This window comes from Streptomyces sp. NPDC002623 (genome assembly GCF_053592635.1).
The window spans coordinates 117,257-143,577 of sequence record NZ_JBSFWB010000012.1 but is presented as its reverse complement, the minus strand read 5'-3'; the positions used below and the strand labels follow the sequence as shown (position 1 = coordinate 143,577).

The window sequence follows — 26,321 nt, the reverse complement described above, 5'->3', positions numbered from 1 at the left end:
GTCGGCCCGGCGGTGATGCTGTGTCAGCCCAGCGCGCGGTCGAGGTTGAAGGCGGCGCTGATCAGCGAGAGGTGGGTGAAGGCCTGGGGGAAGTTGCCCAGCTGTTCTCCGGTCGGGCCGATCTCCTCTGCGAACAGACCGAGGTGGTTGGCGTAGGTGAGCATCTTCTCGAAGGCGAGCCTAGCCTCCTCCAGCCGGCCTGCGCGGGCCAGCGCCTCCACGTACCAGAAGGAGCAGATCGAGAAGGTGCCCTCGGGGCCGTGCAGGCCGTCCGGGCTGGCGGTCGAGTCGTAGCGGTACACCAGCGAGTCGGAGACCAGGTCCGTGGTGAGCGCGTCCAGGGTGGAGAGCCACTTGGGGTCGGTGGGCGAGACGAATTTGGCCATCGGCATCATCAGCAGCGAGGCGTCCAGCATGTGGTCGTCCAGTGCCTGGACGAATGCTCCTCGCTCGGCCGACCAGCCGCGCCGCATGATCTGCCGGTAGATCGCGTCCCGGGACTCCCGCCAGCGGGGCAGGTCCGCCGGCAGACCGCGGCGGTTCGCCATGCGCATCGCGCGCTCCAGCGCCACCCAGCACATCAGCCGCGAGTACACGAAGTTCCGCCTGCCCGCCCTGGTCTCCCACACCCCTTCGTCGGGCTGGTCCCAGTGCTCGCACAGCCAGTCCACCACGGCGCCGACCTCGTCCCAGCGGTCACTGCTGATCGGCTGCCCCCACTTGTCGTAGAGGTAGATCGAGTCGATCAGCGCACCGTAGATGTCCAGCTGGAGCTGGCCGGTGGCGGCGTTGCCCACCCGGACCGGCGCGGAGCCGAGGTATCCCTCCAGGTGCGGAAGCTCGTGTTCGGGCAGCTCGGTGCGCCCGTCGATGCCGTACATGATCTGCAACGGACCGCTCTCCCCCGTGCCCCGCAGGATGCCCCGGTCGGAGATGAACCCCATGAACGCCTCGGCCTCCGAGGTGAACCCCAGGCGCAGCATCGCGTAGACGCAGAAGGCGGCGTCGCGGACCCAGACATAGCGGTAGTCCCAGTTGCGCCCGCCGCCGATCTGCTCGGGCAGGCTGGTGGTCGGTGCGGCGACGATCGCACCGGTCGGCGCGTAGGTGAGCAGCTTCAGCACCAGCGCGGAGCGGTTCACCATCTCCCGCCACCGCCCGTGGTAGCGCGAACCGGCCAGCCAGTGGCGCCAGAACCGGACGGTCGCCTCGGCCTGCTCCTGCGCCTCGGCGCGCGGGCACGACCGGAGCGGGACGTCGTCGCCGATCTGGTCGAGGGCGAACACATTGGACTCGCCCTCACGGAGCTTGAAGTGCGACCACACGTCCAGGCCGTCGCTTTCCAGGGGTGCGGTGGCGGTCAACGCGAGCGTCAGTGACGGGGAGCGGAACACTGCCGTGCGGCCTTCGAGGTGCGTGGTGTGCGCTTCGGCGCCGTAGCCGAAGCGAGGGGCTATCCGCACCCTGAACGGGAGGGTTCCGCGTACGCAGACCACCCGCCGGATCAGCCGGTGCCGGGCCGCCTCGCGCGACTCGTCGACCACGGGCATGAAGTCCTGGATCTCCGCCACCCCGTCCGCGGCGAAGAACCGCGTGATCAGCACGTTCGTGTCGGGGAAGTAGAACTGCCTGGTGCGGGTCGGGACCTCGGCGGCCAACTCGAACGACCCGCCCCGGTCGGCGTCGAGGATGGACCCGAAGACGCTGGGCGCATCGAAGCGAGGGCAGCAGTACCAGTCGATGGTGCCGTTCGTGCCGACCAGGGCCGTCGTACGAAGATCGCCGATCAGGCCGTGCTCGGAGATCGGTATGTAACGGCAGCCGTCCGCCTGCTCGAAACCAGTCGCGTCGAACGCCATACCGGCCTCCCTGCCGCTGCGGCCCGGGCCTGGAGATGAAGCCTTGCATTTCATGCTAGACCCGCTGCTCTAGGCGTGGGTCTACTGACCTTGCTGGGGTGATGTCGTCAAGGTGAGGCCGGTTTCAGCGAGGCAAAGCGGTTGCGGCGGTCAGCAGATCACGGTCGTCGGTCCAGGTGAGGCTGCGTCTGCCGTCCTGCCGGCCGACGCTCGCCTCGCGGTCTGGCTCGTGCTGGACCTCGTCCGTCTCGCGGGCCTCAGCGTCATGTTCGCGACGGCGTCCCCCGGCCTGACCATCACGCCCGCGCTTGAGGGCGCAGACGCCGGTCAGTCGGGCGTCTCGGCCGGCTCGGCCGGCCCTGAGTCACCGGTCGCGGCGAGCTGCTCGGCTGAGTCAGTGGTCGCCGCCCAGCTGGCCAGCAGGTTCAGCGCGTCCTGCGAGTGCGTTGCGGGCTCGGCGGTGTAGGCGAGGAGGAACTGGCCGGGATCGGCGCCCAGCGGGAAGGTTTCGAAGGGCAGCTCGAGATCCCCGACGACCGGGTGGTGGAGCCGTTTCAGGCCCGTGGTGTGGATCCGGACGTTGTGTGCGGCCCAGCGACGGCGGAAGTCCTCACTGCGGGTGGACAGCTCCCCGATCAGGTCTGTCAGCCGCCGGTCGTGGACATCGCGGCCGGCCTCGGCGCGCAGCATGGCGACCGTGTCGTTGGCGACCTGGTCCCAGTCGCGGAAGAACTCGGTCGCGTGGGGGTCGAGGAAGACGAACCGGGCGTTGCTGGGCGGCCTCGATGGGTCGGCGTAGAGCGGCGAGAACAGGGCGCGCCCGAGGTGGTTGGCGGCGAGGACGTCCAGACGTCCGTTCAGGACGAACGCGGGCGTGCCGCTCATCGAGTCGATGACGCGCTGCACCGCGGGCCGTACGCGCTGCTGGGCCGGTCGACGGCGTGGCGGACGGGTCGTGCCGGCGGTGCGAAGGAGATCCAGCAGATGGGCTCGCTCGGCTTCATCGAGCTGCAGGGCTCGCACGATGCCGTCGAGGACGCCCTCGGAGACGCCGGTGGCGTTGCCACGCTCCAGCCGGATGTAGTACTCGCTCGAGATGCCCGCCAAGAGGGCGACCTCCTCGCGGCGCAGGCCCGATACCTGCCGACGGTCTCCTCCATACACAGGCAGTCCGGCTTGCTCAGGAGTGATCCTGGCGCGTCGCGTGCTCAGGAATTCCCGAATCTCCGAGCGGATATCGCTACGGATATCGCGGTGTGAGTCGTGCGCGTCGTTTGTGCCCGCCATGTCTTTCACTCTACGAGCGATTCCGCATGGCCGGGGGTCCCTGTCAGTACCCCTCTCATCAGGGTCTCCCGCTCGCCCGCGCCAACGGGTTCTGTAGGGGGTGCATCGCCGATGGCGGTCTGAATGGCCAGGAAACGGTAACGCATCTGGCGCCCATCTCCAGTGCCTTCCCGGCCGCCTAGCGCGACCTCATTTCGTCCAGGGTGGCCCGTTCACGCATGTGGCCGACGCACGTGCGAGGACCACATCGCTGACAGAGCAGGCCCGGGCACCTTTCGCCGGCCCGACCTGGCGGTTTACGGCGTCTCATCGGCCCCGAGCGGCTGATGTGACACCTCCCGGACCGCTTCCCCCGCTTCGTACGTCTGGAAAGAGAACCTCCCCATGACAACAAACCTGACCGGCAGTGTCGCGCTCGTCACTGGAGCGAGCAGCGGTATCGGCGCTGCAACCGCCCGTCGACTCGCCGAGCACGGTGCCTCCGTGGTGCTTGTGGCCCGACGCAAGGACCGTCTGGACGACCTCGCCTCCGTGATCGAGAAGGCGGGAGGCACGGCCCTGGTCGTCGAGGCGGACATCACCGACCGCGCTCAGGCCGAGGCCGCCGTGCAGCAGACGGTCGAGCGCTCGGGACGCCTGGACATCCTGGTCAACAACGCCGGCCTGATGCTCCTGGGCCCCGTCGTCGACGCGGACGTCGAGGAGTGGGAGCGCATGATCGCCATCAACCTCCAGGGCCTCCTGTACACCACCCGCGCCGCCCTCCCGCACCTGCTCAAGGCCGCCGAGGAAAGCCCTCGCCGGGTCGCCGACATCGTCAACATCAGCTCGATCGCCGGCCGCGTGGCCTGGAACGGCTACGGCGTCTACAACCTCACCAAGTTCGGCGTCAACGGCTTCACCGAGTCCCTGCGCCAAGAGGTCACCCAGCGGCACGTACGCGTCGGCGTCCTGGAGCCGGGCGGCGTGGACACCGAACTCGGCTCGCACAACGACCACAAGCCCGAGCTCCGCGAAGCGATCCGCACCTTCTACGAGCAGACCGAGGTACTCGCCCCCGACGACATCGCCGACGGTGTCGCCTACATGGTCACCCGGCCCCGCCACACCTCCGTCGGCGAGCTGTGGATCATGCCCACCGACCAGGCCTGATTCCGTCCTCATCACTACCCCACTGCGCACTACCCCACTGCGCACTGCACCGGGCGCCGGAACCGGCGCCTGAAAGGAACCCCCTCATGAGCAAGGTCATCCTCGTCACCGGAGCCGGACGCGGCCTGGGCACCGACATCGCCCGCGAAGCACTCAAGGCGGGCCACCAGGTCGTCGCCACCGGCCGCCGCCCCGCCGAGGTCGAAAAGACCCTCGGCGGCCCCCAGGACAACCTCCTCGTCACCAAACTCGACATCACCGACCCCGCCGACGCCGAAGCCGCCGCCCAGGCCGCCCTCGACCGCTTCGGCCGCATCGACGTCCTCATCAACAACGCCGGCAATTTCTACGCCGGCTACTTCGAAGAGATCCCGGCCGCGCAGATGCGCCGGCAGATCGAGACCAACCTCTTCGGCCCCATGAACGTCACCCGCGCCGTCCTGCCCATCCTGCGCAAGCAGCGCGCCGGCCACATCATCACCCTCTCCTCCTCCGCCGGCATCACCGGCCAGGAGTTCTGCGTCGCCTACGCCGCCTCCAAATTCGCCGTCGAGGGCTGGATGGAATCCCTGCGCTACGACGTCGAGCCGTACGGCATCCACACCACCGTCGTCGAGCCCGGCTTCTTCCGCACCGAACTCCTCGTCGACGCCTCCACCACCTGGCCCGAGCCGACCATCGACGACTACGCCGAACGCACCACCGCCACCGTCGCCGCCTGGAAGAGCATGAACGGCCGGCAGAGCGGCGACCCCGCCAAACTCGCCCGCGCCCTGCTCACCATCACCGACCAGGACAAGCCCCTCCACCGCTTCGTCGCCGGTGCCGACGCCATCCAGGGCGTCCAGGCCAAAGCCAACGAACTCCTCGCACAAGCCGAAGCCTCCCGCGCACTCGGCAACAACCTCGCCCACGACGACACCAACGCGTAGGGCCGGCCGTATTGAGGCCGGACCGACGCCGGACCCGGGCCCAGTGCTGGTCGCCGGTACCGTTGGAACGCCATTGGGGTCGGTCAGGGGACGCGGGCCGTCGCGGCGCGGGCCAGGGCGACGGTGCGGGAGCGGGAGGGCGCCGTGGGGCTGCCCGCCTCGCTGAGGACGACCAGGGTCTTCCCCACGACCGCCAGGACCAGCGTCTCCTGCACGGTGAACGTCCCGGTGGTCGCGGTGACGGTGGCGTGCCACGAGGCGTCCCCGATGCCCGCCGAGCCGTGCGCGACCACCCGCTCCTTGCCGGTCATGCCGTCGCTCCAGCCGATGGCGAACTCGGCGCAGCCGGACAGCACGGCCGCCGCCTGCTGAAGGTCCTGGCGCGCACCGGTGCCCGGCAGCCACCGCACGACCTCCTGCAGGAACGGCCCGCTCTGGCTCTGCGCGAAGGTGGCCCTGGCCTCGACCGCGCCGGGGCGGGTGCTGCGGTAGGACTCCAGGGCGTTGAGCGCATTGAGGCAGTCGGGGCGGTCGGAGCGGGTGGGGGGATCGTTCGGCAGCACGGTCTTCCGATAGCCGGAGGGCAGCTGACCGGTCGTCAGCAGGGCGGAGGACAGCGCGGCGGCGGTCGGGGGCCTGGGCGCAGCGGGAGTGCCGGGGGCTTTCGTCCCGGGCGTGGCGTTGCCCCCGCTCCCGCCTCCGCTCCCGCCTCCGCCGCCCCCGCCTCCGCTGCCGCCGGATCCGCGGCCTCCTGAGGAGCCGCCGGTCCCGCCCGTCGCGGTCGTACCGCTCGGGCGCGTCGAGGGGGACGACGATCCGGCCGAGGCCGTCGGCGAGACGGACGGGGAGCCGGAGACGGTCGGTGACGCGGTCGGGGCCGTCGTCGCGGTCGAGGTGGTACTCGGCGACGTGGACAGTGACGGCTGCGTCGGCGCGACGGTGTCCGCCGACCGGTCGCCCGCGTCGCCGCACGCCGTAAGGGCGGCGGCCAGCAGCGCCGCCACGAGCGGCGGGGCGACCGTCCGGCGCCGACCGGCGGCCCTGGTCATCACGGCGGGTGTCCGGCTCACACATGCCTCCTCGGAGGGCGGGGCGGGGCGGGTCAGCGGCGGTAGCGGAAGTACAGATCGCACCGGAGGACGGACGCGACCAGCGCGTCGCGGTCCACCGGACCGGTCGGGTCGCGCCGGAGCACGGCGGAGGCGGCGCGCAGAACGGTGTCGTCGAGGCCGCCCAGCAGGTCGGCCGTGTCGCGCCGACGCTCCGGGTCGGACCAGACGACGGTTCCGCCGAGGGTCAGCGCACGGCACACCAGGGCGGTGTCCGCGCGCAGTTGCGGCGTGCGCTCCGCCGCGGGCGGGAGGACGGGGAGCTCGTCCAGGGGGACGGTCTCGTCGCCTCCGGCGGCCGCCGAGCCCGGCCGGACGGTGACCGTCGCCGGGGGACCGGAGGACCGGCCGGCCGAGGCCGCCGACACCCCGGCGAACCGGCCGCCGACCATGGCCCACCCGGCCCCCGCCGCGACGACGACCCCGGCGACCACGAACACCGCCACCGGAGGGAACCGGCGTGCGGCGGTGCCCGCCGCGGGGCCGTGGTCGGGCGGTGTCTCCGTTCCCGGAGTTCGTCCCCGGACCCTTGCGACGGCGGCCGACCAGGCGAGGGGGGTCAGCGCGCCGCAGACGGTCACCGCGAACCCCGTCACCCACCAGGGCGAGTCGATCACGCTCCAGCGGATGTCCGGGGTGGCGCGGGCCGCCGTGAGCCGGGCGAAGAGGAACCAACTGCCCAGCGGGACCGCCGTCAGAAGCCCGGAGAGGACGACGGCCGCCGCGCACGCCGGCGCCGAGCGGGGCCCGGTGACCGCGGCTTGCGCGGCTCGGGCGAGGGCAGTGGTCCAGACGCCGAGCAGCGCCCCGCCGATCACCAACGCCGTTGCCAGGGCGAGCACTTGCGCGCGAGGGGCGTGGGCGAGGGAGAGCGCCGTGGCCAGTCCGTCGGCTGCCCCGGTGTCCCGCAGCCAGTCGCCGGCCGCGCGGCCGGACAGCTGGCTCCCGACGAGGACGCCGAGCCCGAGCGCGGCCCCGGCCAGCGCCGGGCGCCCTCCGCGGGCGTCCCGGTGCCCCACCGCGACGGCCCGCCACCACGCCACGGTCGCCACCCCTGCCACCGCCCAGCCGACGAGCAACCCCGTGATGATGTAGGCGAGTTGGGCCTGACTGGGTATCAGGGACGCGACCAGCAGGGCGAGATCGGTGAAGAGCAGGCCCGCGGCGAGTCCCGTCGTCAGGCACTCGGCGGCGGACAGTCCCCAGGTGCGCGCCGGGTCGGCCAGTACGCCGAGTCGGGCGGCGGCGGTGGGGTGGCTGGCGAGGCCCGCGGCCCGCAGGAGCCGACCGCGGCGGTTCTGCGGGAGGTCGGAGCCGAGGTGGTCGGCGGTGGCGCCCACCGGCGCGCGCGGATCCGCCTCCGCGCCGAGATCGGCGTCGTGCTCCCGGACGCGCAGCACCGCGCACAGGGTCAGCAGGAAGATCACCAGTACGACCGTCATCCGTACCAGCAGGTCCGTGCCGAGGAGGCCGGGGTCCAGCACCAGGGCCGCGCCCATCGGCAGGGTGACCCCCATGAGCAGGATCCACCAGGCCGCTGCGGCGAGCCGTACCCGGCTCACGTCCCGCAGGCGCAGATGGGCCAGTTCATGGCGGAAGATCGCCTCCACCTCCCAGTCGGGCCGGCTGAAGACGTGCGAGTCGGCCACGATCCACGGCTTGCGGACGGTCCCCGACGCCCGGGCCTGGACGCCGACGCGCCGTGGGCTGCGCACCCACAGCGTCGGCCGGAGGCCGTCGCCGTCATCGCGGTCGTCGCCGTCGGGCAGTACGGCGGCCAGGCGTGCGGCGAGGGACGAGTCCTCGTCGGCCTTCTCCGCCGCCCACCGCCACAGGCTCAGCCGGCGTGCGGCGGCCCGGCCGAGCAGGGCGAGGGCCAGCAGCGCGAGCGGCCCGCACAGCACCATCGCCGACTGGGCCAGCCGGACGTCGTTGACGCAACCGGTGAAGCGGGCCAGAACCGCGTCCGGTGAGGCGGCAGCCGTGGTCTCGGGGGCGGGCAGACAGGCGAGTTGGGCGCCCGGCCAGTTGTCCCGGCCCAGGACCAGCCACCACCACGTGGCGAACGTGGCTCCCGCGGCGGCCACGAGGACCAGCAGCACCAGCCGGGTGGTGGTGGGCAGCGGCAGCGGGCTGGAGACGAGCGCGCGGGCGACCTCGCGGCGGTCGGCGGCGGGCGTGGCGGCGCCCGGCGCGACGCTCACGACGGCGGCGTGTCGGCGGACGCCTGCACATCGCCGGCCTCGTCGCCGGCCTCCGCGCGGGCGTCCGTCGCCGGGGTGCCCGCCGGCTCGGCCTCGGGCCGGACCACGGCCACCACGATGACGTGGGCGCATGCTTCGGCCTGGGCCGGCGACAGGCCGACGGCCCGGCTCTGGGCCAGCGCCCACTCGGTGAGTTCCTGCCGTGTCACGTCGGAGAGCTGCGGCACGGCGGAGGTCAGCGCGGCGCGTCGGCCCTCGGCCTCGGCCCGGCTCGCTCGCCGTCGCCACCACCGGGACAGCCGGCCGCCGCCCGCGCGGATGCGTCCGGAGGCCAGGTCGGCGAGGATCTGCGAGACCACGGCCACCAGGACCGGCAGGAGGACGAGCGTCTGGATGCCGTCGCCCAGCGGGTCCCCGGTCGGCCGATGCAGGGGCTGCGGGGGGTAGGGCCGAGCGAGGTAGACCCGGCACGTCTCGTCCAGCTTCTCCAGTTCGGCCGGCGCGACGCTGCGGACCACGTCCCGCAGGACGTCCTGCCCGTTGCGTGGGTGCATGAGTTCCTCCCGTGGAGACATGGGGACATGGGGACATGCGGATATGGAGACACAGGGACGTGGGGACGTTGAGACGTGAGGACGCTGAGGAGCGGGGACGGCGAGACGTGGGACGGACCGCTGTTGCGCACCCGCGTCCCGCGGCGGGCGCAGCGGGCGCGACGGGCGCGGCGGCCCGCCGGGATCAGTCCTGTCCCTGTCCCCGTCCCTGTCCCCGTCCCCGCGCCCGTCCGTGGGCCGGGCGTCGGGTCATGGCGAGGGCGACACCGGCGGCGCACACGAGCACGGACACGCCGGCGATCGCGGCCGCGGCCGGGGTTCCACTGTTCGCGAGCTGGTCGCCTCCGGTGCCGCCGGTCAGTGCCGACGGGGCCGGAACGGCGGACAGCGTCGGCGCGCCGGACGTCGGTGACGCGGACGGTGTCGAGGAGCCGGGGGCGCCGCCGCTCGGTGTCGCGGTGTCGCTCGCGGAGGCGCTCGGCGTGGCACTGGCGGACGTCGAGGCCGACGTCGACGGCGAGTTCGAGGCCGTCGTCCGTGTGACGACGGTGTACGAGGCCTTGCCGTCCATCAGCACCACCGGGTCGATCAGCGGGCTGGGCTGGATGAGGCCCTGCGCCACGAACTGGAGCGTGGTCGCGGTCGGCACCTCCGGGGCGAGCGAGATGCGCAGGCCGATCCGGGCGCTGCCGGCGGCCGGGAGCGAGCCCACGGAGGGCAGCCCGGCGTCCGTGCTGAGGTAGCCGCTGAGCGCGGTCGTGCCCGAGGTCAGCTCCACCGCCCGCCACACCGACGCGGCCGCGTCGAACCATTCCACGGTGACCTGTTGGGGCGTCAGAAGTGGTGCGGGCGGGGCGAGTCGGATGCCCACGGCGACGATGAAGCTGTCCGTGATGGCCGTGTCCAGGGTGTTGTGGAACACGGCGTCGACGGTCAGTGGGGTGCCGCCGGGCGACAACTGCCCCGAATCCGGGGCCAGTTCCACGTATGGTGCCACCGGGTCCGCGGCGTGTGCCGGCGCCGGGTGAATCCCCGATGAGAACAGAAGTGCGGCACAGCCCAACAGGGTGGCGAAAAACGCTCTACGGCGCACGTCGACCAGCTCCCCCCGACAGCGCGCCCCCGGCGCGCTTCCTGGCGTGATGTCGGAGAGTTTAAAGGATAAAACACCTAAAGCGATAGTCTCGCTACATTCGGTCAATAATTAACAGAAGTGGGTGTTTTCGTCTCCTGTGGCGAAAGAGAACGCACTTCCCGGACAGGGGATTTCGGGCGGGTTCGCGGACCTCTTGGCCCGTCGCACCCCCCACGTACCGGCGACCTTCACACCGGCGTCATCCGACCCTTCCCGGACGTTCTGTGCCCTTGGAACACTCCTTGCGCGCGCATTCCGCATGAACCGGCCGGCAGAACCCTTCTGCACGAGAGGTGCCTCACCCATGTCCGAAGTCAACCGGCGCCGCTTCCTCCAGCTCACCGGCGCCACCACGGCGTTCACCGCTCTGTCCAGCAGCATCGCACGCGCCGCGGCGCTGCCCGCGAACCACCGCACGGGGTCGATCGAGGACGTCGAGCACATCGTCGTCCTGATGCAGGAGAACCGCTCCTTCGACCACTACTTCGGCAAGCTGAGGGGCGTGCGGGGCTTCGGCGACCCGCGCCCGGTCACCCTCGCGAACGGCAGGTCCGTCTGGCACCAGGCGGACGCCGGCGGCAAGGACGTCCTGCCCTTCCACCCGGACGCCGACGACCTGGGCATGGCCTTCCTCCAGGACCTCCCGCACGGCTGGAACGACGGGCACGCCGCCTTCGACGGGGGCAAGTACGACAAGTGGGTCCCCTCCAAGGGCGCCACGACCATGGCGTACCTGACCCGCGACGACATCCCCTTCCACTACGCGCTCGCCGACTCCTTCACCATCTGCGACGCCTACCACTGCTCGTTCATCGGCTCGACCGACCCGAACCGCTACTACCTGTGGACGGGTTACACCGGCAACGACGGCAAGGGCGGCGGCCCGGTCCTCGGCAACGACGAGGTCGGCTACAGCTGGACGACGTACCCCGAACGTCTGGAGCAGGCGGGCGTCTCCTGGAAGATCTACCAGGACATCGGCGACGGCCTCGACAAGGAAGGCAGCTGGGGCTGGATCCAGGACGCCTACCGGGGCAACTACGGCGACAACTCGCTGCTCTACTTCACCCAGTACCAGAACGCCCAGCCCGGCGACCCGCTGTACGACAAGGCCCGCACCGGCACCGACGCCCGTAAGGGCGAGGGTTTCTTCGACCAGCTGAAGGCCGACGTCAAGGGCGGCAAGCTGCCGCAGATCTCCTGGGTCGTCGCCCCCGAGGCCTTCACCGAACACCCCAACTGGCCCGCCAACTACGGCGCCTGGTACGTCGCCCAGGTCCTCGACGCGCTCACCGCCGACCCCGAGGTGTGGGCGAAGACGGCCCTGTTCGTCACCTACGACGAGAACGACGGCTTCTTCGACCACCTGCTCCCGCCGTTCCCGCCGGCCTCGGCCGCGCAGGGCAGGTCGACGGTCGACGTCGGACCGGACCTCTTCAAGGGCGACGCCGGCCACACCGCCGGCCCCTACGGGCTCGGCCAGCGGGTGCCGATGCTCGTCGTGTCCCCCTGGAGCAAGGGCGGTTACGTCTGCTCCGAGACGCTCGACCACACCTCGGTCATCCGGTTCATGGAGCGCCGCTTCGGCGTCCACGAGCCGAACATCTCGCCGTGGCGGCGCGCGGTCTGCGGCGACCTGACCTCCGCGTTCGACTTCTCCCGCAGGGACACCCGGCCGGTCGTCCTGCCGGAGACCGACGGTTACCGGCCCCCGGACAAGGACCGTCACCCCGACTACGTGCCCACCCTGCCCGCCCAGCCGGTCCTGCCGAAGCAGGAGCGTGGCCTGCGGCCCACCCGCCCGCTCAGGTACACGCCCAGCGTGGACGGTTCGGTGGACTCGACCGCCGGGACCCTCACCCTCACCTTCGCCTCCGGGGCCAAGGCCGGCGCCGCCTTCCTGGTCACCTCCGGCAACCGCGCCGACGGCCCGTGGAGCTACACCACCGGGGCGGGCGCGACCGTCTCCGACACCTGGAACTCGGCGTACTCCGGCGGTGCGCACGACCTGACCGTGCACGGCCCGAACGGATTCCTGCGCGTCTTCAAGGGGAGGGCGAAGGCGGCCGGCACCGAGGTGGTCGCCCGGCACGTCGGCGACTGCGTCGAGCTCACCTTCAACCACCGGGGCTACGGCACGGCGGAGCTGAAGGTGGCGGACGGGTACGGCGGCCGGACCACGACCGTCAAGCTGCGCCCCGGCGCCATCGTCAAGCGCACCGTGGACCTGCGGGCGAGCCGGCGGTGGTACGACCTGACCGTCACGTCGTCCGCCGATCCGACGTTCCTGCGGCGGTTCGCCGGTCACGTCGAGAACGGCCGCCCCGGCGTCAGCGACCCGGCGATCGTCACGGAGTGACCTTGCCTGTGGAGGAATGTGACGCACTCGACAGCGCCACATTCCTCTACAGAGCTACAGAGCTACAGAGCGGTGAGGTGCCCCGGTTCGGACGTCGGCCGGGGCAGCAGCGCGGGCTCCGCCGACGCCGTCTCCGGCCGCAGGGCCAGCACCGCCGCCACGGGGTGGTCCTCCTCGGGGACGGCCAGGGGCTCGGGCTCCGGTGCGGCCTGCGACAGCTGCACCACGCCCCACCCCGCGAGTCCCGCTCCGGCCAGCGCGAGGAGCACGCCCGCCGCCCCGCCCTGGAGTCGCTCGCCCAGGAGCACGAGGCCGATCGCCGCGGCGGCCACCGGGTTCGCCAGGGTCACCATCGCCAGCGGGGCGCCGAGGCCGCCGCGATAGGCGGTCTGCGACAGCAGCAGCCCGCCGGTCGCGAAGGCCGCGACCAGCAGCGCCACCCCGATCACCTGCACGCTGAGCAGCGGGCCCGAACGGTCCGTCGCGGCCACCGTCACCGTCTGGGTGAGCGCCGAGGCGACGCCCGAGGCGAAGCCGGACGCGGTCGCGTGCCGCAGCCCGGGCTTGGCGCCGGGCCGGGCCAGCAGCCCGATCAGCGCCGAGGTGGCGCCCGCCACCGCGACCGCCTCCGGCACGCTCAGGACGTCCTCGGGAGCCGGGCCCGACGCCGTGACCAGGATCGCGGCCAGACCGGCCAGGGTGAACGCGGTGCCGCGCCACTCGGCGGCGCTGACCCGGCGCCCGGCGACCCGGGCGCCCATCGGCACCGCCGCGACCAGGGTGAGCGCGCCGAGCGGCTGCACCACGGTGAGCGGCCCGTACTTGAGCGCGACGACGTGCAGCAGCGCGGCGGAGGCGTTCAGCCCCACCGAGGACCACCAGGCCCCGTTGCCGAGCAGCCGCGTCAGGCCCGTGCCGGGATTCCGGGAGGCCAGCCGCTCCTGGGCGACGGCGGCGGCCGCGTAGGCGGCGGCCGAGAAGAGGGACAGGGCGACGGCGACCAGGGTGGCGTTCATCGGCGCGCCCCCACCAGGACCGGCTCCTCGGCCGGGACGACGGTGTCCGCACCGGGTTCCGCCGTGGCGGCCGGGGCCGTGCGCCGGGGGGCGTGGATCAGCGCGAGCGCGAGCGAGAGCAGGACGCCCGCCACGATCGCGTCGAGCCAGTAGTGGTTGGCCGTGCCCACGATCACCAGCAGGGTCACCAGCGGATGCAGCAGCCACAGCCACCGCAGGCGCGAGCGGGTGGCGACGATCAGGCCGATCGCGACCATCAGGGCCCAGCCGAAGTGCAGCGAGGGCATCGCCGCGAACTGGTTCGACAGATGGTCCGTCTGCGGCGGGCCGTACACCGACGGCCCGAACACGCTCGCGGTGTCGACCAGGCCCGTCGCCGCCAGCATCCGCGGCGGGGCGAGCGGGAACACGAGATGCACCGCCAGCGCGGCGGCGGTGACCACGGCCAGCACCCGGCGGGCCCACACGTAGTGGGCCGGCCGCCGCAGGTACAGCCAGACCAGGAAGGCCAGGGTGGCGGGGAAGTGGACGGTCGCGTAGAAGGTGTTCGCGGCCTCGGCCAGGGCGTCCCCGTGCAGCAGCAGGGACTGCACCGAGCCCTCGCCGGGCAGCCGCAGCCACCGTTCGAGATGCCACACGTCGTGGGCGTTGCGGAAGGCCTCGGCGGTATGGCCGGCGGCCAGCTGCCTGCCGAACTTGTAGACGAGGAAGAGCCCTGCGACAAGCAGGAGCTCGCGGACTATGGGCGGCCGCGCCGGTGTGGCCGGCTCCGCTTCTGCAGGCTCGGTGCGGGCATTCATCCCCCGACCCCTTCGCTGACGGTGGTGCGTGTGAGGCGGTGCTGCCGTGCTCATGACCCGTGCATGCACCACCGATACGATTTCGTACCGATACGCCAGTGTACCGATACGCGCTCGTACCGGTACACTGGCGTATCGATTGACATAGGACACACTGGAGAAGAGGCCCCCGGCAGGCGGCAGGGGCCTCGAGGCGAGTGGCCCGAGTGGCAGAGAAGCGAGGCGAAGAGCAGATGACGTCGCAGGCAGCGGACGGACCCGAGTCGGTCTCCGCCACGCGCCGCTCCAAGATCACGCCCGAGCGTGAGCGGGAGTTCTTCGACGCCGTCCTCGACCAGGTCCGCGAGTGCGGGTACGAGGCAGTCACCATGGAGGGCGTCGCCGCCACCACCCGCTGCAGCAAGTCCACGCTCTACCGGCAGTGGAAGACCAAGCCCCAGTTCGTGGTGGCCGCCCTGCGCGCCCGCCGGCAGGCCCGGCTCACCGGCATCGACACCGGCTCGCTCGCGGAGGACCTGCGCGAGGCCGCGCGGGCCACCGGCCGCTGGTCCAGCAACGACACCAAACTGCTGCAGGCTCTCGGCCACGCCGTCACCGGCGACGAGGAACTCGCCCTGGCGCTGCGCGAGGCGCTCGTCGACCCCGAGATCGCCGCGCTGCGGGAGATCCTGCGGCGCGGGGTCGAACGCGGCGAGATCGCCTGCGACCACCCGGCGCTGGAGTACATCCCGGCGCAGATGTTCGGAGTGATCCGCGCACGTCCCGTCGTCGACGGGCAGTACGCCGACCAGGAATACCTGGTCCGCTTCGTGGAGGCAGCCGTGCTGCCGGCGCTCGGCCTCACCGGGCCGAAGACATAAGGCTCAGGCCGCCGTCCACGGGATGACTGGACGGCGACCTGTATCGCGCCGCACCGTGGGGACGGGGGCGGCGCGCACCACCGGCCGGGTGGGGCTCCCCTTTGAGCGGAGGGGCCCCCGCCCGGCCGACCGTGTCTGCGCGGGCCGGGTCAGACGTCCTGTCCGCTGCCGCCGCCCGTCGACACCTTGATCCCCTTGGTGATCGTGTCGATGACGGACACGCTCTGGTCGGCGTCGACACCGAAGCGCAGCACCACCAGCCGCTTGGTGTCCGCGGGGGCCGGGAAGGCCAGCGACTCGACGTAGCCGTCCGCGCCCTTGCTCGTGACCGCCTTCCAGCGCACCAGATAGCCCTTCTGCCCGGCCACCGTCACCGCCTTCGAGGCGAGCACCGTGTGCGAGGTGATCGCGCCGTACGTCGTGCCGCCGTAGGACTCCTCGGCGTTGGCAGCGATGTCCGCCTTCGCGACCTCCTCGGCGGTGTCGCCCTTGGTCTCCAGGACCTCGACGGGCGCCGAGTACACGCCTCCCTTGGTGCAGGTCTTGGAGGTGTCGCCGGGGCACTTGTAGGAGGCGTCGGAGGTTATCTGCGCGCCGACGCTGAGCTCCTGGCCGGTCCAGCCGGCCGGGATGGGGATGCTGATCCCGTTGAGCGCGTCGGTCACCGAACCGCTCTTGATCTTCGGCGCCTCGGACGCCTCGGGCGAGGGGGACGCCCCGCCCGAACCGCCGGAGCCCCCCGAACCGCCCGAGCCGCCCGACCCGCCGGAGTCGCCGAAGGGCCCGCCCTGGCCGCCGGAGCCGCCCTGTCCGCCCTGCCCGCCCGGGCCCTGGGCCGTGCCGCTGCCGCCGCCCGAGCCGTCGTTGGACAGCGCCCACACGCCGACCCCGATGCTGGCCAGGACCGCGACGGCCACGCCGACGGCTATCCCGGTCCGCAGCCCGCGCCGCGGCGCCGCGACCGGCACCGCCGGATACCCCGGCTGCCCCGGATACCCCGGGTACGCCGGATACGTTCCGTCGGCCGGGGTCTGCGCCGGCGGACCCCATACGGCGGCCGAGCCCGCGGCGCGGGTCTGGTCCGTCCATGCCTTGCCGTCCCACCAGCGTTCGGTGGCGGGACCGTCACTTGTCTGCCCCGGGTCGGGATACCACCCGGGAGGAGTCACCTGCGTCATGCCCCCACCGTATGAGGCATCGGTGAAAGCCGGATGAGAGGGAGGGCACTCTCTTGAAATCGGTTCCGGACATCCCGCCACCCGTACGCCACCCTCCGCCACCCGCGTGGCGCGAATTCGACGTCAATTCGGCGCGCGTCACTCGCTGTTGACGTCATGGGGGCACATCCGCAGGCCCGCCGGGGCATCCCGGGCCGCCCCCTGTCACTCGTGGAGGCGGACCTGCCCGGACCGCCCTCCGCGAGGGCCCCCGGACGGCTACGCTCGACGTCGGTACGTCGTTCGGGCGACTTGGGGAGGTAGCGGGATGACGGAGGTCAGGCCGGCGGCGGCCGCCTCGGCTTCCCTGTGGGAGCGCGACGAGGAAGTGGCCGCCATCGCAGAGGCGGTGGAGACACTCTGTGCCGACACGTCCTCCTCGGGGCACCTGCTGGTGCTCCGGGGCGAGGCGGGGTTCGGCAAGACCGCGTTGCTGGCCGAGACACGCCGGATCGCCGAGGACCGCGGCTGCGCCGTGTGGTCGGCCCGCGGCGGCGAGACACTGAGGTCCGTCCCCTTCAACGTGGTACGGCAGCTGCTCCAGCCGGCGCTGCTGTCCCTGCACCCGGAGGAGGCCCGCGAGTACCTCGGCGACTGGCACGACATCGCGGGCCCCGCCCTGGGCATAGCGGAACCCGGCGAGGGCCACGCCGACCCGCAGGGCGTGTGTGACGGCCTGGTGGCCGCCGTGACCCGGCTCGCCCGGCGGGACTACCCGCTGGTGCTGCTGGTCGACGACGCGCACTGGGCCGACCAGGAGACCCTGCGCTGGCTCTCCGTGTTCGTCGAACGCCTCGACGAACTCGCCGTCCTGATCGTCGTGGCCCGCAGGCCGGGCGAGGTGAAGGGCGAGGCCGCCCGCCACCTCGACGCCGTCGGCGAGGCCGCCGGCCGCGCCGTCACCGTCCTCAACGCGCTCACCCCGCCCGCGGTCGCCGGACTCACCCGGGCCACGCTCGGCGAGCACGCCGACGCCGCGTTCTGCCGTGAGGTGTGGGCGGTCACCGCCGGCAACCCCTACGAGACCGTCGAGCTCCTCGCCAAGGTCCGCGAGAGCCGACTGGAACCGAGCGAGTCCTCGGCCACCGAGCTGCGCCCCCTGAACCGCGCGGCCCGCGGCGGCGGCCTCGTCGACCGCCTGGAGACCCTGGGCATGGAGGCCCACAAGTTCGCCATGGCGGCCGCGATCCTCGGCGCCGACATCTCCGTCGCCCAGGCGGCCCGGCTCGCCGGCCTGGAGCGGGACGAAGCGGTGCGCTGTGCCGAACTGCTGCGCAACGCCCGCATCCTCACCGAGCCCGACCCCGGCGCGGTCCCCGCGGACGACGGCGACCTGGAGTTCGTCCACCCGCTGATCGCCACCGCCGTCTACGACTCCATCCCCGGCGGCCTGCGCACCGCGATGCACGGCATCGCCGCCCAGGTCGTCACCGACGCCGGCAAGGGCCTCGCGGCCGCCTCCCGGCACCTGCTCCAGGTCCACGCGGACGGCGACGAGGAACTCGTCGAGCAGCTGCGCGAAGCCGCCCGGGAACACCTGGCCGTCGGCGCCCCCGACGCGGCCCGCCGCTGTCTGGAGCGGGCCCTGAAGGAACCGCCCGCCCCCGAGGTCCACGCGCGCGTGCTCTACGAACTGGGCTGCGCCACTCTCCTCACCGCGCCCGCCCGGACCATCGAACACCTGCGCACGGCACTCGCCACCCTGCCGGGCCTCGAGGGCGACGACCGCGTCGACGCCGTCTACCGCCTGTCCCAGGCACTCCTGCACAACAACCAGTTGGAGGAGGCCGTCCGCACCGTCGAGGCGGAGGCCGCCCGGCACGCGCCCGGACCGGCTCGGCTGCGGCTGCAGGCCGTGCAGTTCATGTGGGAGGGCGTCCACGCGGGCGAGGCGACCACACCGCGCCGTTCGGAGCGGCTCGCCGAGCTCGCCTCGACCTGCACCGGCCGGGACAACGCCGAACGCGCGCTGCTCATCCTGCGCGGCTTCGACGCCGTGACCCGCGGCGAGAACGCCGAGGAGGTCGCCGAGTTCTGCGACCGCGCCCTGGTCAACGGCAGCCTCGCCCCCGGGCTCGGCTGGACCGACCAGGAGTGGGGCATCGAGCTGCTGATGATGCTGGCCAGCTCCTACGCCTACACCGACCGGCTCGACCGCGCCGTCGGCCTCTTCAACGATGCCCTGCGCACCTATGTGTCGGCGGGCTGGAGCGGCGGCCACCTCGCCCTGGCCCACGCCTACCTCGGACTGGGCCTGCGCCGCCGGGGCCGGCTGAAGGAGGCGGAGGAGTCCCTCAGGGAATCCCTGCGGGTCGCCGAACGCGTCGGCCGCGGCCTGCCCCTCTACTGGTCCGCCACCTGCAACCTCGTCGACACACTGCTGGCCCGCGGCCATGTCGCCGAGGCCTGGGAGATCGCCGAACAGTACGACTTCGCCCCGCCCTACCCGTCGACGATCGTGCTGCCCGACCCCCGTTCCGTGCGCGGACGGCTGCTGCTGGCCGTCGGCCGCGTCAAGGACGGCATCAACGAACTGGAGGCGGCCGAGAAGGCGGCCGCCGTCCGCGGTCACCTCAACCCGGTGATGGTCCCCTGGGCCGTCGACCTCGCCCGCGCCCTGGCCGTCGAGGACCCGGCCCGCGCGAGCCGGCTCGCCACCGAGGCCCGCCGCCAGGCCGAGCGCTTCGGCACCGACACCGCGATCGGCGAGGCCCTGCGCTGCGCCGCCGCCCTGGAGACCGGCCAGCGCGCGGTCCGGCTCGCCCAACAGGCCGTCACCTACCTGGAGTCCTCGCCCTGCCAGTACGAACACGCGGCCGCACGCGTCGAGTACGGCATCCTCTCCCGCTCGGTGTCCGAACTCGGCCGGGGTCTCACCCTGGCCCGGTCCTGCGGCGCGGACGGCCTGGCGGACAAGGCACAGCAGGCCCTGCAGAGCCTGGGCGCACCACAGGTGGGACTGGTCCCCGGACAGACCCGGAGGTAGCGGTCCAGGACAGGGGCCGCGGACGAAGACGTCCGCCGCCGGCCCTGCGCACGCGCGCAGGGCCGGAGGTGCCGGCGGTGGCCGCGGTGCCGGAAGGCGGGATCCCGCTCATCCGGTCCCGGCTTCCCCCTCCGTGTCCTCCTCCGCCAGGACCCGCTGGGCCGTCGCGAACGCCGAGTTCGCCGCCGGGACCCCGCAGTAGACGGCCGTCTGGAGCAGGACGGCGCCGATCTCCTCCGGAGTCAGCCCGTTGCGCCGGGCCGCCCGTACATGCATGGCCAGCTCGTCGTAGTGGCCGTGCGCCACCAGCGCGGTCAGTGTGATCATGCTGCGCTCACGGCGGCTGAGCGTGGGATCGGTCCAGATCTCGCCCCAGGCATAGCGGGAGATGAAGTCCTGGTAACGCGCGGTGAACGTGTTCTGCCGGGCCTGCGCCCGGTCCACGTGCGCGTCGCCGAGCACCTCGCGCCGCACCGCCATGCCCCGCTTCGCCCCGCCGTCCAGATGGGCCCGCAGCGCGGTCAGCACGGCCTCCGGGCACTGGGCGGGCGCGAGGTGAGCCGCCGCAGGCAGCTCGACCAGCGTCGCGTCCGGCACCGCGTCCGCGATCTCCCGCAGATGCGCGGGCGGCGTCGCCTGATCCTTGCGCCCGGCGATCAGCAGGGTCCGTACGGCGATCTCCGGCAGCCGCTCGCGCACATCGAACGCGCCCAGCGCGTCACAGCACGCGGCGTAGCCCGCCGGGTCGGCGTCGCGGTGGTCGGCGACCAGCTCCGGCACGGTGAACCCCGGGGTGAACCAACGGGCGTTCGCGGTCTCGGCGAGCCCCGCCAGCCCCTCGCGGCGCACCAGCGCGGCCCGCTCCTCCCACGGCTTCGACCCGTTGAAGTGGGCCGACGAGCAGATCACCGCCAGCGACGACACCCGCTCCGGGTGGTCCAGCGCCAACTGCAGCCCCACCGCGCCGCCCAGCGACACGCCCGCATACGCGAACCGCTCCACACCGAGCGAGTCGGCCAGCGCCAGCACCAGGTCGGCGAGGTCGCCCACGGTCGCGCCGGGGCCGATCAGGTCGGCCGCCGAACCCCCGTGTCCGGGCAGGTCCCAGCGGATCACCCGATGCGTGATGGACAGCTCGGGGGCGACCTTGTCCCACAGCGCGTACGACGTGCCCAGCGAGGGGCCGAGCAACAGCGGGGGAGCGGAAGTCGGCCCCTCCGCACGGTGGTTGAGCAGCTTCTCGGTCAACGTCGCTCCAGCGCACGGTCGGTGAGGGCTCCGGCGGAGCCGGTGTAGCGGGCGGGGTCGGTGAGGTCGCCGAGATCGACGCCCTTCAAGTCGGGCTCCTCGGCCAGGAGTTCCGCCAGCGGACGGTTCTCCGCGTAGGTGCGCCGGGCCAGCTCGGTGAGGAGTTCCCTGGCGCGGGCCCGGCCCAGCAGGACGGACAGCTCGGCGGACAGCCGCTCGGAGACGATCAGCCCGTGGGTGCGATCGAGGTTCGAGCGCATCGCGTCCGCTTCGACCCGCAGCCCCTCCGTCAGCTCGGCCGCGTCCCGGGCGGCCCCGCCGACCAGCCGCAGCAGATCCCTGAGCGGCTCCCACTCGGCGTGCCAGGCCCCGGCCGGCCGTTCGTCATCCGCCACCAGCGACCCGAACAGCGTGGCCGCGAGCTGCGGGCCGCGTCGGGCGGCGGCCGCGATCAGCGTGGACCGTACGGGATTGGCCTTGTGCGGCATGGCCGAGGAACCGCCCCCGCTGCCCTCCGTCAGCTCGCCGATCTCGGTGCGGGCGAGGGTGAGCACGTCCGTCGCGATCTTCCCGAGGGCGCCCACCGTGAAGGCGAGGCAGCCGGCCAGGTCGGCGATCGGCGTCCGCAGGGTGTGCCACGGCAACAGGGGCGGCCGCAGCCCGAGTTCACCGGCGAACGCGGCGGGCAGCGCGGTCGCGTCGACGGCGCCGTACGCGGCGAAGGCCGCCAACGTACCGGCGGCGCCCCCCAGTTGGGCGGGCAGCGTGTCCCGTACGGCAGTCACCCGGTCCCGTGCGTCCAGCACCAGGGACCGCCAGCCGGCCGCCTTCAGTCCGAACGTGGTCGGTACGGCGTGCTGGGTGAGCGTCCGGCCGGGCATCGGCGTGTCGCGGTGCTCGGCGGCGAGCCGGGCAAGCGCCCGCCCGGTGCGGTCGAGGTCGGCCAGGACGAGGCCGAGGGTGCGCACCGCGACCAGCATCGTCGCGGTGTCCATGATGTCCTGGCTGGTCGCGCCCCGGTGGACGTACGGCCCGAACTCCTCGCCGACGGCTTTCGTCAGGTCGGAGACCAGCGGGATCACCGGGTTTCCGCCGCCGCGGGCGCGCTCGGCGAGGGAACGCACGTCGAAACCGTTGTCGTCGGCCGCCGCGGTGACCGCGGCCCCGGCCCCTTTCGGGGCCAATTCCAGTGCTTCCTGGGCGCGGGTCAGCGCGGCCTCTGCGTCGAGCAGCGCCCGCAGAAAGGCGCCGTCACCGGTCGCGGAGGCGGCGGGGGAGCCGGTCCACCCGGGGGCGAGCAGACCGGCGTCGGACCGGGCGTCGGACCGGGTGTCGCACGAGGTGCCGGACCGGGCGCCGGACGAAGCATCGGACTGCGCAGCTGTCACTGGAACTCCAGGAAGACCGTTTCGCCCTCGCCCTGAAGGCGGATGTCGAAACGGTAGGTCCCCAGCTCGCCGCGTGTCGCGATCAGCGTGTCGCGCCGCGCCGGGTCCACCTGCCGCAGCAGCGGGTCCGCGGCCAGCGCGGCCTCGTCGCCCGGCAGATAGATCCGGGTGAACAGATGGACGAGCAGACCGCGCGCGAACACGCACACGCTCAGATACGGCGCGCTCAGGCCACGCGCGCCGGGCCGCAGCGTCCGCGCCGACCAGTGGCCGTTCGCGTCCGTCTGGATCCGGCCCCAGCCCGTGAACTCGACGCCGTTGCGGCCGAGAAAGCCGCCGCTCGACGGATCGCGCCGCATCGAGCCGTCGACCTGCGGCAGATGGCCCTCGGGGTCCGCGCCCCACAGCTCCAGGAACGCGTCCGGCAGCGGGTTGCCCTCGCCGTCGTACACATAGCCCTGCAACGCGATCGTGTCCGGGTGGCCGGCCGGGGCGATGTCACCGCCGCCGGGGAACGGCAGGGCGTGGCCGTAGAACGGGCCGACCGTGTGCGACGGAGTGGGCAGCACGCTCTCCGGACGGCTTGTGTCGATCTTCGTCATGGCAGGTCAGCGTCCTTCTTCGATCCAGGTGGCGTGCGGCCCGTCGAGCACGATGTCCCAGTGGTAGCCCATCGAGAACTCCGGCACCGACAGACTGTGGTCGTAGGTCGCGACCAGCCGCTGGCGGGCCGCGTCGTCCGTCACCGACTGGATGATCGGGTCGTACGGGAACAGCGGGTCGCTCGGAAAGTACATCTGCGTCACCAGCCGCTGGGTGAACGCCGAGCCGAACAGCGAGAAGTGGATATGGGCCGGCCGCCAGGCGTTGACGTGCTGACGCCACGGGTAGGGGCCCGGCTGGACCGTGGTGAAGCGGTAGAAACCGCTGTCGTCGGTCAGCGTGCGGCCGACGCCCGTGAAGTTCGGGTCCAGCGGCGCGTCGTGCTGCTCGCGCTGGTGCGCATAGCGACCCGCCGAGTTGGCCTGCCAGATCTCGACCAGCTGACCGCGGACCGGACGTCCGTCGCGGTCCAGCAACCGGCCGGAAACCGTGATCCGCTCACCGATCGGCTCGCCGTTGTGCTGCCGGGTCAGATCGTTGTCGATCTCGGTGATGTCCCGCTCGCCGAACGCGGGGGAGGACAGCTCCACCAGCTCCGGGTCCTGGCTCACGTCGATGGCGACGGGCGGCTGCTTCGGGTGGCGCAGGACGGAGGAGCGGTACGGCGCGTAGTCGCGGCGCGGCTGGTGCTCGACGGGGGCGCCGTCGGCGATGCGCTTCTCGTAGGCGGCGTGCTCGGCCGCGATCTCCTGATCGATGTCATGCTGCGTGAGAGTCATGGTGTTTCCTGGGTTTCTCAGCGTTCGAGGACGAGGGCGAGGCCTTGGCCCACGCCGATGCAGAGGGTGGCGACCCCGACGCCGCCGCCCCGACGGGCGAGCTGATGGGCGACGGTGCCGGCGAGCCGGGCGCCCGACGCGCCGAGCGGGTGACCGAGGGCGATCGCGCCGCCCTGCGGATTGAGGACCGCCGGGTCGAACTCGGGCCACTCGGCTACGCAGCCGAGCACCTGGGCGGCGAAGGCCTCGTTCAGCTCGAGCACCGACAGATCGTCAAATCCCTTGCCCGCCTTGGCGAGTGCGCGGTTGACGGCCTCGACGGGGGCCAGCCCGAAGTAGTGCGGGTCGATCGCGGACACCCCGGTGGCGCTGATGCGCGCCAGCGGTTCGCGACCGGTCGCCTTCAGGCCCTCCTCGTCCACGAGCAGCAGGGCGGCGGCGCCGTCGTTCAGCGGCGACGCGTTGCCGGCCGTCACCGTGCCCTCCTCCGTCCGGAACGACGGCTTGAGCTTCGCCATCGCCTCCAGCGAGGCGTCCGGCCGTACGCATTCGTCGGCGTCGAAGACGACCGGGTCGCCCTTGCGGCGCGGGATCGACACGGGCGCGAGCTCGGCGTCGAACAGACCCGCCTGCTGAGCGGCGGCGGCCTTGCGGTGGCTGGCCAGGGCGAACTCGTCCTGCTGGGCGCGGCTGATCTTGTGTTTGTCGGCGATGAGCTCGGCCGACTCGCCCAGCGGGATCGTCCACTGCGGGTCCATCCTGGGGTTGACCATCCGCCAGCCCAGCGTGGTCGAGTACAGCTCGGCGTGCCCGGCGGGAAACGCGCGATCCGACTTCGGCAGCACATACGGCGCCCGGGTCATCGACTCCACCCCGCCGGCGACGGCGACGGAGGCGTCGCCGACCGCGATGGCGCGGGCCGCCTGGACGACCGCCTCCAGACCGGAGGCGCACAGCCGGTTGACGGTGACACCCGGCACCGAGGTGGGCAGGCCCGCGAGCAGCGCGCCCATGCGGCCGACGTTGCGGTTGTCCTCGCCGGCCCCGTTGGCGTTGCCGAAGTACACGTCCTCGACCCGGGCGGGGTCCAACGCGGGTGTACGGGCGAGGAGTTCACGGATGGCGTGCGCGGCGAGGTCGTCCGGGCGCACCGAGGCCAGCGCGCCGTTGTAGCGCCCGATCGGGGAGCGGACGGCGTCGACGATGTAAACGGTCTTGAGAGTGTTGCTCATGACTGGATCCCCTCGGCCACCCGGACCTTGGCGGCGGTCTTGGTCGCGATCTCCTCGGCGGTGACGCCCGGCGCGGTCTCCACCAGCAGCAGTCCCTCCTCGGTGACGTCGAGGACGCCGAGGTCGGTGATGATCCGGTTCACGCACGCCTTTCCGGTCAGCGGCAGAGCGCAGTCGGCAAGGATCTTGGGGCTGCCGTCCTTGGCCGTGTGGGTCATGACGACGATGACCGTACGGGCGCCGTGCACCAGGTCCATCGCCCCGCCGATACCGGTGATCATCTTGCCGGGGATCGCCCAGTTCGCCAGGTCGCCGCGCTCGGAGACCTGCATCGCGCCGAGCACGGCCACGTCGATGTGCCCGCCGCGGATCATGCCGAACGACAGCGCCGAGTCGAAGTAGGACGCGCCCGGCAGGACCGTGACGGTCTCCTTGCCGGCGTTGATCAGATCCGGGTCGACGGCGTCCTCGGCGGGGTAGGGCCCGGTGCCGAGGATGCCGTTCTCGCTCTCCAGCACCACCTCGACGTCGGCCGGGAGGTAGTTGGGGATGAGCGTCGGCAGTCCGATGCCGAGATTGACGTACTGGCCGTCCTCCAGCTCGCGCGCGGCGCGGGCGGCCATCTGCTCGCGTGTCCAGCCCATCACTCGCTCACCGTTCCCTCGGCCGCCGTTTCATGCGCTGCGGTTTCCCGTGCGACGGGCGTGGAGATCGTCCGCTGCTCGATCTTCTTGTCCGCAGCCTGCTCCGGGGTGAGCGCGATCACGCGTTGCACGAAGATGCCCGGCAGATGCACCGCGTCCGGGTCGATCTCCCCGGGCTCGACCAGCTCCTCGACCTCGGCGATCGTGATCTTCCCGGCCATCGCGGAGAGGGGGTTGAAGTTGCGGGCGGACTTGTTGAACACGAGGTTGCCGTGCCGGTCGCCCTTCGCGGCCCTGACCAGCGCGAAGTCGGTGCGGATGGCGCGCTCGAGCACATACTCCACGCCGTCGAACTCCCGGACCTCCTTCGGCGGCGAGGCCAGCGCGACGCCGCCCGCACCGTCGTAACGCCAGGGCAGCCCGCCCTCGGCGACCTGTGTGCCCACGCCCGCCGGGGTGAAGAAGGCGGGGATGCCGGCGCCGCCGGCCCGCAGCCGCTCGGCCAGCGTCCCCTGCGGGATCATCTCGACCTCGAGCTCACCGCCCAGGTACTGACGGGCGAACTCCTTGTTGGCGCCGATGTAGGAACCGGTTACCCGGGCGATCCGCCCGGCGGCGAGCAGCACCGCGAGGCCCGACTCCATCGCACCGCAGTTGTTGGAGACGACCGACAGTCCGGCGACGCCCCGCTCGTACAGAGCCTGGATGAGGACGTTGGGCACGCCGCTCAGCCCGAAGCCACCCACTGCCAGCGACGCGCCGTCCGGCACGTCGGCCACCGCCTCCAGGGCCGTGGCGACCACCTTGTCCATGCGTGCAGCCTCATCTCTGCGAATTAATCAGCGCACTGAGTATTTCAGCGAGGTTTCTCACGCTGCCATCCGAGCGCCGAGGCGTCAAGGACTTGGATGAGGTCTTGAGGTCTTGAGGCCTTGGGTGGTGGCGTCGGGCTCGCTC

General features: G+C 72.4%; 21 protein-coding genes. 5 read left to right on the top strand and 16 right to left on the bottom strand.

The window, feature by feature from the left end:
• Positions 1–23: 23 nt before the first annotated feature.
• Together ACWD4O_RS23105 and ACWD4O_RS23100 are read right to left on the bottom strand one after the other, a co-directional pair.
• Entirely contained in the window at positions 24–1,859 is a 1,836-nt protein-coding gene (locus ACWD4O_RS23105) for a glycoside hydrolase family 15 protein (RefSeq protein WP_451282376.1), read from the bottom strand.
• 327 nt (positions 1,860–2,186) lie between these two features.
• Positions 2,187–3,146, bottom strand: coding sequence for a helix-turn-helix transcriptional regulator (locus tag ACWD4O_RS23100; protein WP_451282374.1), 960 nt, complete (start codon positions 3,144–3,146; stop codon positions 2,187–2,189).
• 384 nt (positions 3,147–3,530) lie between these two features.
• Between ACWD4O_RS23100 and ACWD4O_RS23095 the strand changes: the two genes are divergently transcribed.
• Both ACWD4O_RS23095 and ACWD4O_RS23090 read left to right on the top strand, forming a co-directional pair.
• A complete protein-coding gene (locus tag ACWD4O_RS23095; protein ID WP_451282372.1) occupies positions 3,531–4,298 on the top strand; it encodes an SDR family NAD(P)-dependent oxidoreductase in 768 nt (255 codons plus the stop codon).
• Positions 4,299–4,384: 86 nt separating this feature from the next.
• Positions 4,385–5,230 carry an SDR family oxidoreductase gene (locus ACWD4O_RS23090; RefSeq protein ID WP_451282370.1) on the top strand — a complete coding sequence of 282 codons (846 nt, stop codon included), beginning with the start codon at positions 4,385–4,387 and terminating at the stop codon, positions 5,228–5,230.
• Between the two features lie 83 nt (positions 5,231–5,313).
• On the opposite strand, the gene ACWD4O_RS23085 is transcribed toward ACWD4O_RS23090, so the two are convergent.
• The 4 genes from ACWD4O_RS23085 to ACWD4O_RS23070 all read right to left on the bottom strand — a co-directional run bounded on the left by ACWD4O_RS23085 (position 5,314) and on the right by ACWD4O_RS23070 (position 10,094).
• Positions 5,314–6,300, bottom strand: a complete 987-nt coding sequence (locus ACWD4O_RS23085; protein WP_451282369.1) for a hypothetical protein — start codon at positions 6,298–6,300, stop codon at positions 5,314–5,316.
• A 32-nt stretch (positions 6,301–6,332) separates the two neighbouring features.
• Positions 6,333–8,543 carry a hypothetical protein gene (locus ACWD4O_RS23080; protein WP_451282367.1) on the bottom strand — a complete coding sequence of 737 codons (2,211 nt, stop codon included), beginning with the start codon at positions 8,541–8,543 and terminating at the stop codon, positions 6,333–6,335.
• A complete protein-coding gene (locus tag ACWD4O_RS23075; RefSeq protein ID WP_451282365.1) occupies positions 8,540–9,097 on the bottom strand; it encodes a hypothetical protein in 558 nt (185 codons plus the stop codon). The genes ACWD4O_RS23080 and ACWD4O_RS23075 overlap by 4 nt, the downstream gene beginning before the upstream one ends.
• A 184-nt stretch (positions 9,098–9,281) precedes the next feature.
• Positions 9,282–10,094, bottom strand: a complete 813-nt coding sequence (locus ACWD4O_RS23070; RefSeq protein ID WP_451282363.1) for a hypothetical protein — start codon at positions 10,092–10,094, stop codon at positions 9,282–9,284.
• 442 nt (positions 10,095–10,536) lie between these two features.
• On the opposite strand from ACWD4O_RS23070, the gene ACWD4O_RS23065 reads away from it, so the two are divergent.
• Positions 10,537–12,591, top strand: a complete 2,055-nt coding sequence (locus ACWD4O_RS23065; protein WP_451282361.1) for a phosphocholine-specific phospholipase C — start codon at positions 10,537–10,539, stop codon at positions 12,589–12,591.
• 62 nt (positions 12,592–12,653) lie between these two features.
• On the opposite strand, the gene ACWD4O_RS23060 is transcribed toward ACWD4O_RS23065, so the two are convergent.
• Together ACWD4O_RS23060 and ACWD4O_RS23055 are read right to left on the bottom strand one after the other, a co-directional pair.
• Positions 12,654–13,607 (bottom strand): hypothetical protein, encoded by a 954-nt coding sequence (locus tag ACWD4O_RS23060; RefSeq protein WP_451282359.1) that lies wholly within the window; start codon positions 13,605–13,607, stop codon positions 12,654–12,656.
• The gene (locus ACWD4O_RS23055; RefSeq protein ID WP_451282358.1) at positions 13,604–14,407 is read right to left on the bottom strand and encodes a phosphatase PAP2 family protein; all 804 of its coding nucleotides are present in this window, start codon (positions 14,405–14,407) and stop codon (positions 13,604–13,606) included. The genes ACWD4O_RS23060 and ACWD4O_RS23055 overlap by 4 nt, the downstream gene beginning before the upstream one ends.
• A 233-nt stretch (positions 14,408–14,640) precedes the next feature.
• On the opposite strand from ACWD4O_RS23055, the gene ACWD4O_RS23050 reads away from it, so the two are divergent.
• Positions 14,641–15,267, top strand: coding sequence for a TetR-like C-terminal domain-containing protein (locus tag ACWD4O_RS23050; RefSeq protein ID WP_451282356.1), 627 nt, complete (start codon positions 14,641–14,643; stop codon positions 15,265–15,267).
• A 149-nt stretch (positions 15,268–15,416) separates the two neighbouring features.
• On the opposite strand, the gene ACWD4O_RS23045 is transcribed toward ACWD4O_RS23050, so the two are convergent.
• Positions 15,417–16,445: a DUF2510 domain-containing protein gene (locus ACWD4O_RS23045; RefSeq protein WP_451282354.1), complete on the bottom strand. Its 1,029-nt coding sequence runs from the start codon at positions 16,443–16,445 to the stop codon at positions 15,417–15,419.
• 307 nt (positions 16,446–16,752) lie between these two features.
• On the opposite strand from ACWD4O_RS23045, the gene ACWD4O_RS23040 reads away from it, so the two are divergent.
• Positions 16,753–19,470, top strand: coding sequence for an ATP-binding protein (locus tag ACWD4O_RS23040; protein ID WP_451282352.1), 2,718 nt, complete (start codon positions 16,753–16,755; stop codon positions 19,468–19,470).
• A 108-nt stretch (positions 19,471–19,578) separates the two neighbouring features.
• On the opposite strand, the gene pcaDC is transcribed toward ACWD4O_RS23040, so the two are convergent.
• From pcaDC to ACWD4O_RS23005, 7 genes are all read right to left on the bottom strand, one after another.
• A complete protein-coding gene (gene pcaDC, locus ACWD4O_RS23035) occupies positions 19,579–20,718 on the bottom strand; it encodes a bifunctional 3-oxoadipate enol-lactonase/4-carboxymuconolactone decarboxylase PcaDC (protein ID WP_451282350.1) in 1,140 nt (379 codons plus the stop codon).
• Positions 20,715–22,019, bottom strand: a complete 1,305-nt coding sequence (gene pcaB / locus ACWD4O_RS23030; protein WP_451282572.1) for a 3-carboxy-cis,cis-muconate cycloisomerase — start codon at positions 22,017–22,019, stop codon at positions 20,715–20,717. Before pcaB ends, pcaDC begins: the two co-directional genes overlap by 4 nt.
• A gap of 83 nt (positions 22,020–22,102) precedes the next feature.
• Positions 22,103–22,708, bottom strand: coding sequence for a protocatechuate 3,4-dioxygenase subunit alpha (gene pcaG / locus ACWD4O_RS23025; protein WP_451282348.1), 606 nt, complete (start codon positions 22,706–22,708; stop codon positions 22,103–22,105).
• A 6-nt stretch (positions 22,709–22,714) separates the two neighbouring features.
• Positions 22,715–23,488 carry a protocatechuate 3,4-dioxygenase subunit beta gene (pcaH, locus tag ACWD4O_RS23020; protein ID WP_358804041.1) on the bottom strand — a complete coding sequence of 258 codons (774 nt, stop codon included), beginning with the start codon at positions 23,486–23,488 and terminating at the stop codon, positions 22,715–22,717.
• A gap of 17 nt (positions 23,489–23,505) precedes the next feature.
• The gene (locus ACWD4O_RS23015) at positions 23,506–24,720 is read right to left on the bottom strand and encodes a thiolase family protein (RefSeq protein WP_451282345.1); all 1,215 of its coding nucleotides are present in this window, start codon (positions 24,718–24,720) and stop codon (positions 23,506–23,508) included.
• Positions 24,717–25,364, bottom strand: coding sequence for a CoA transferase subunit B (locus tag ACWD4O_RS23010; RefSeq protein WP_451282343.1), 648 nt, complete (start codon positions 25,362–25,364; stop codon positions 24,717–24,719). The genes ACWD4O_RS23015 and ACWD4O_RS23010 overlap by 4 nt, the downstream gene beginning before the upstream one ends.
• Positions 25,364–26,176 (bottom strand): CoA transferase subunit A, encoded by an 813-nt coding sequence (locus ACWD4O_RS23005; protein ID WP_451282341.1) that lies wholly within the window; start codon positions 26,174–26,176, stop codon positions 25,364–25,366. The genes ACWD4O_RS23010 and ACWD4O_RS23005 overlap by 1 nt, the downstream gene beginning before the upstream one ends.
• Positions 26,177–26,321 lie beyond the last annotated feature (145 nt).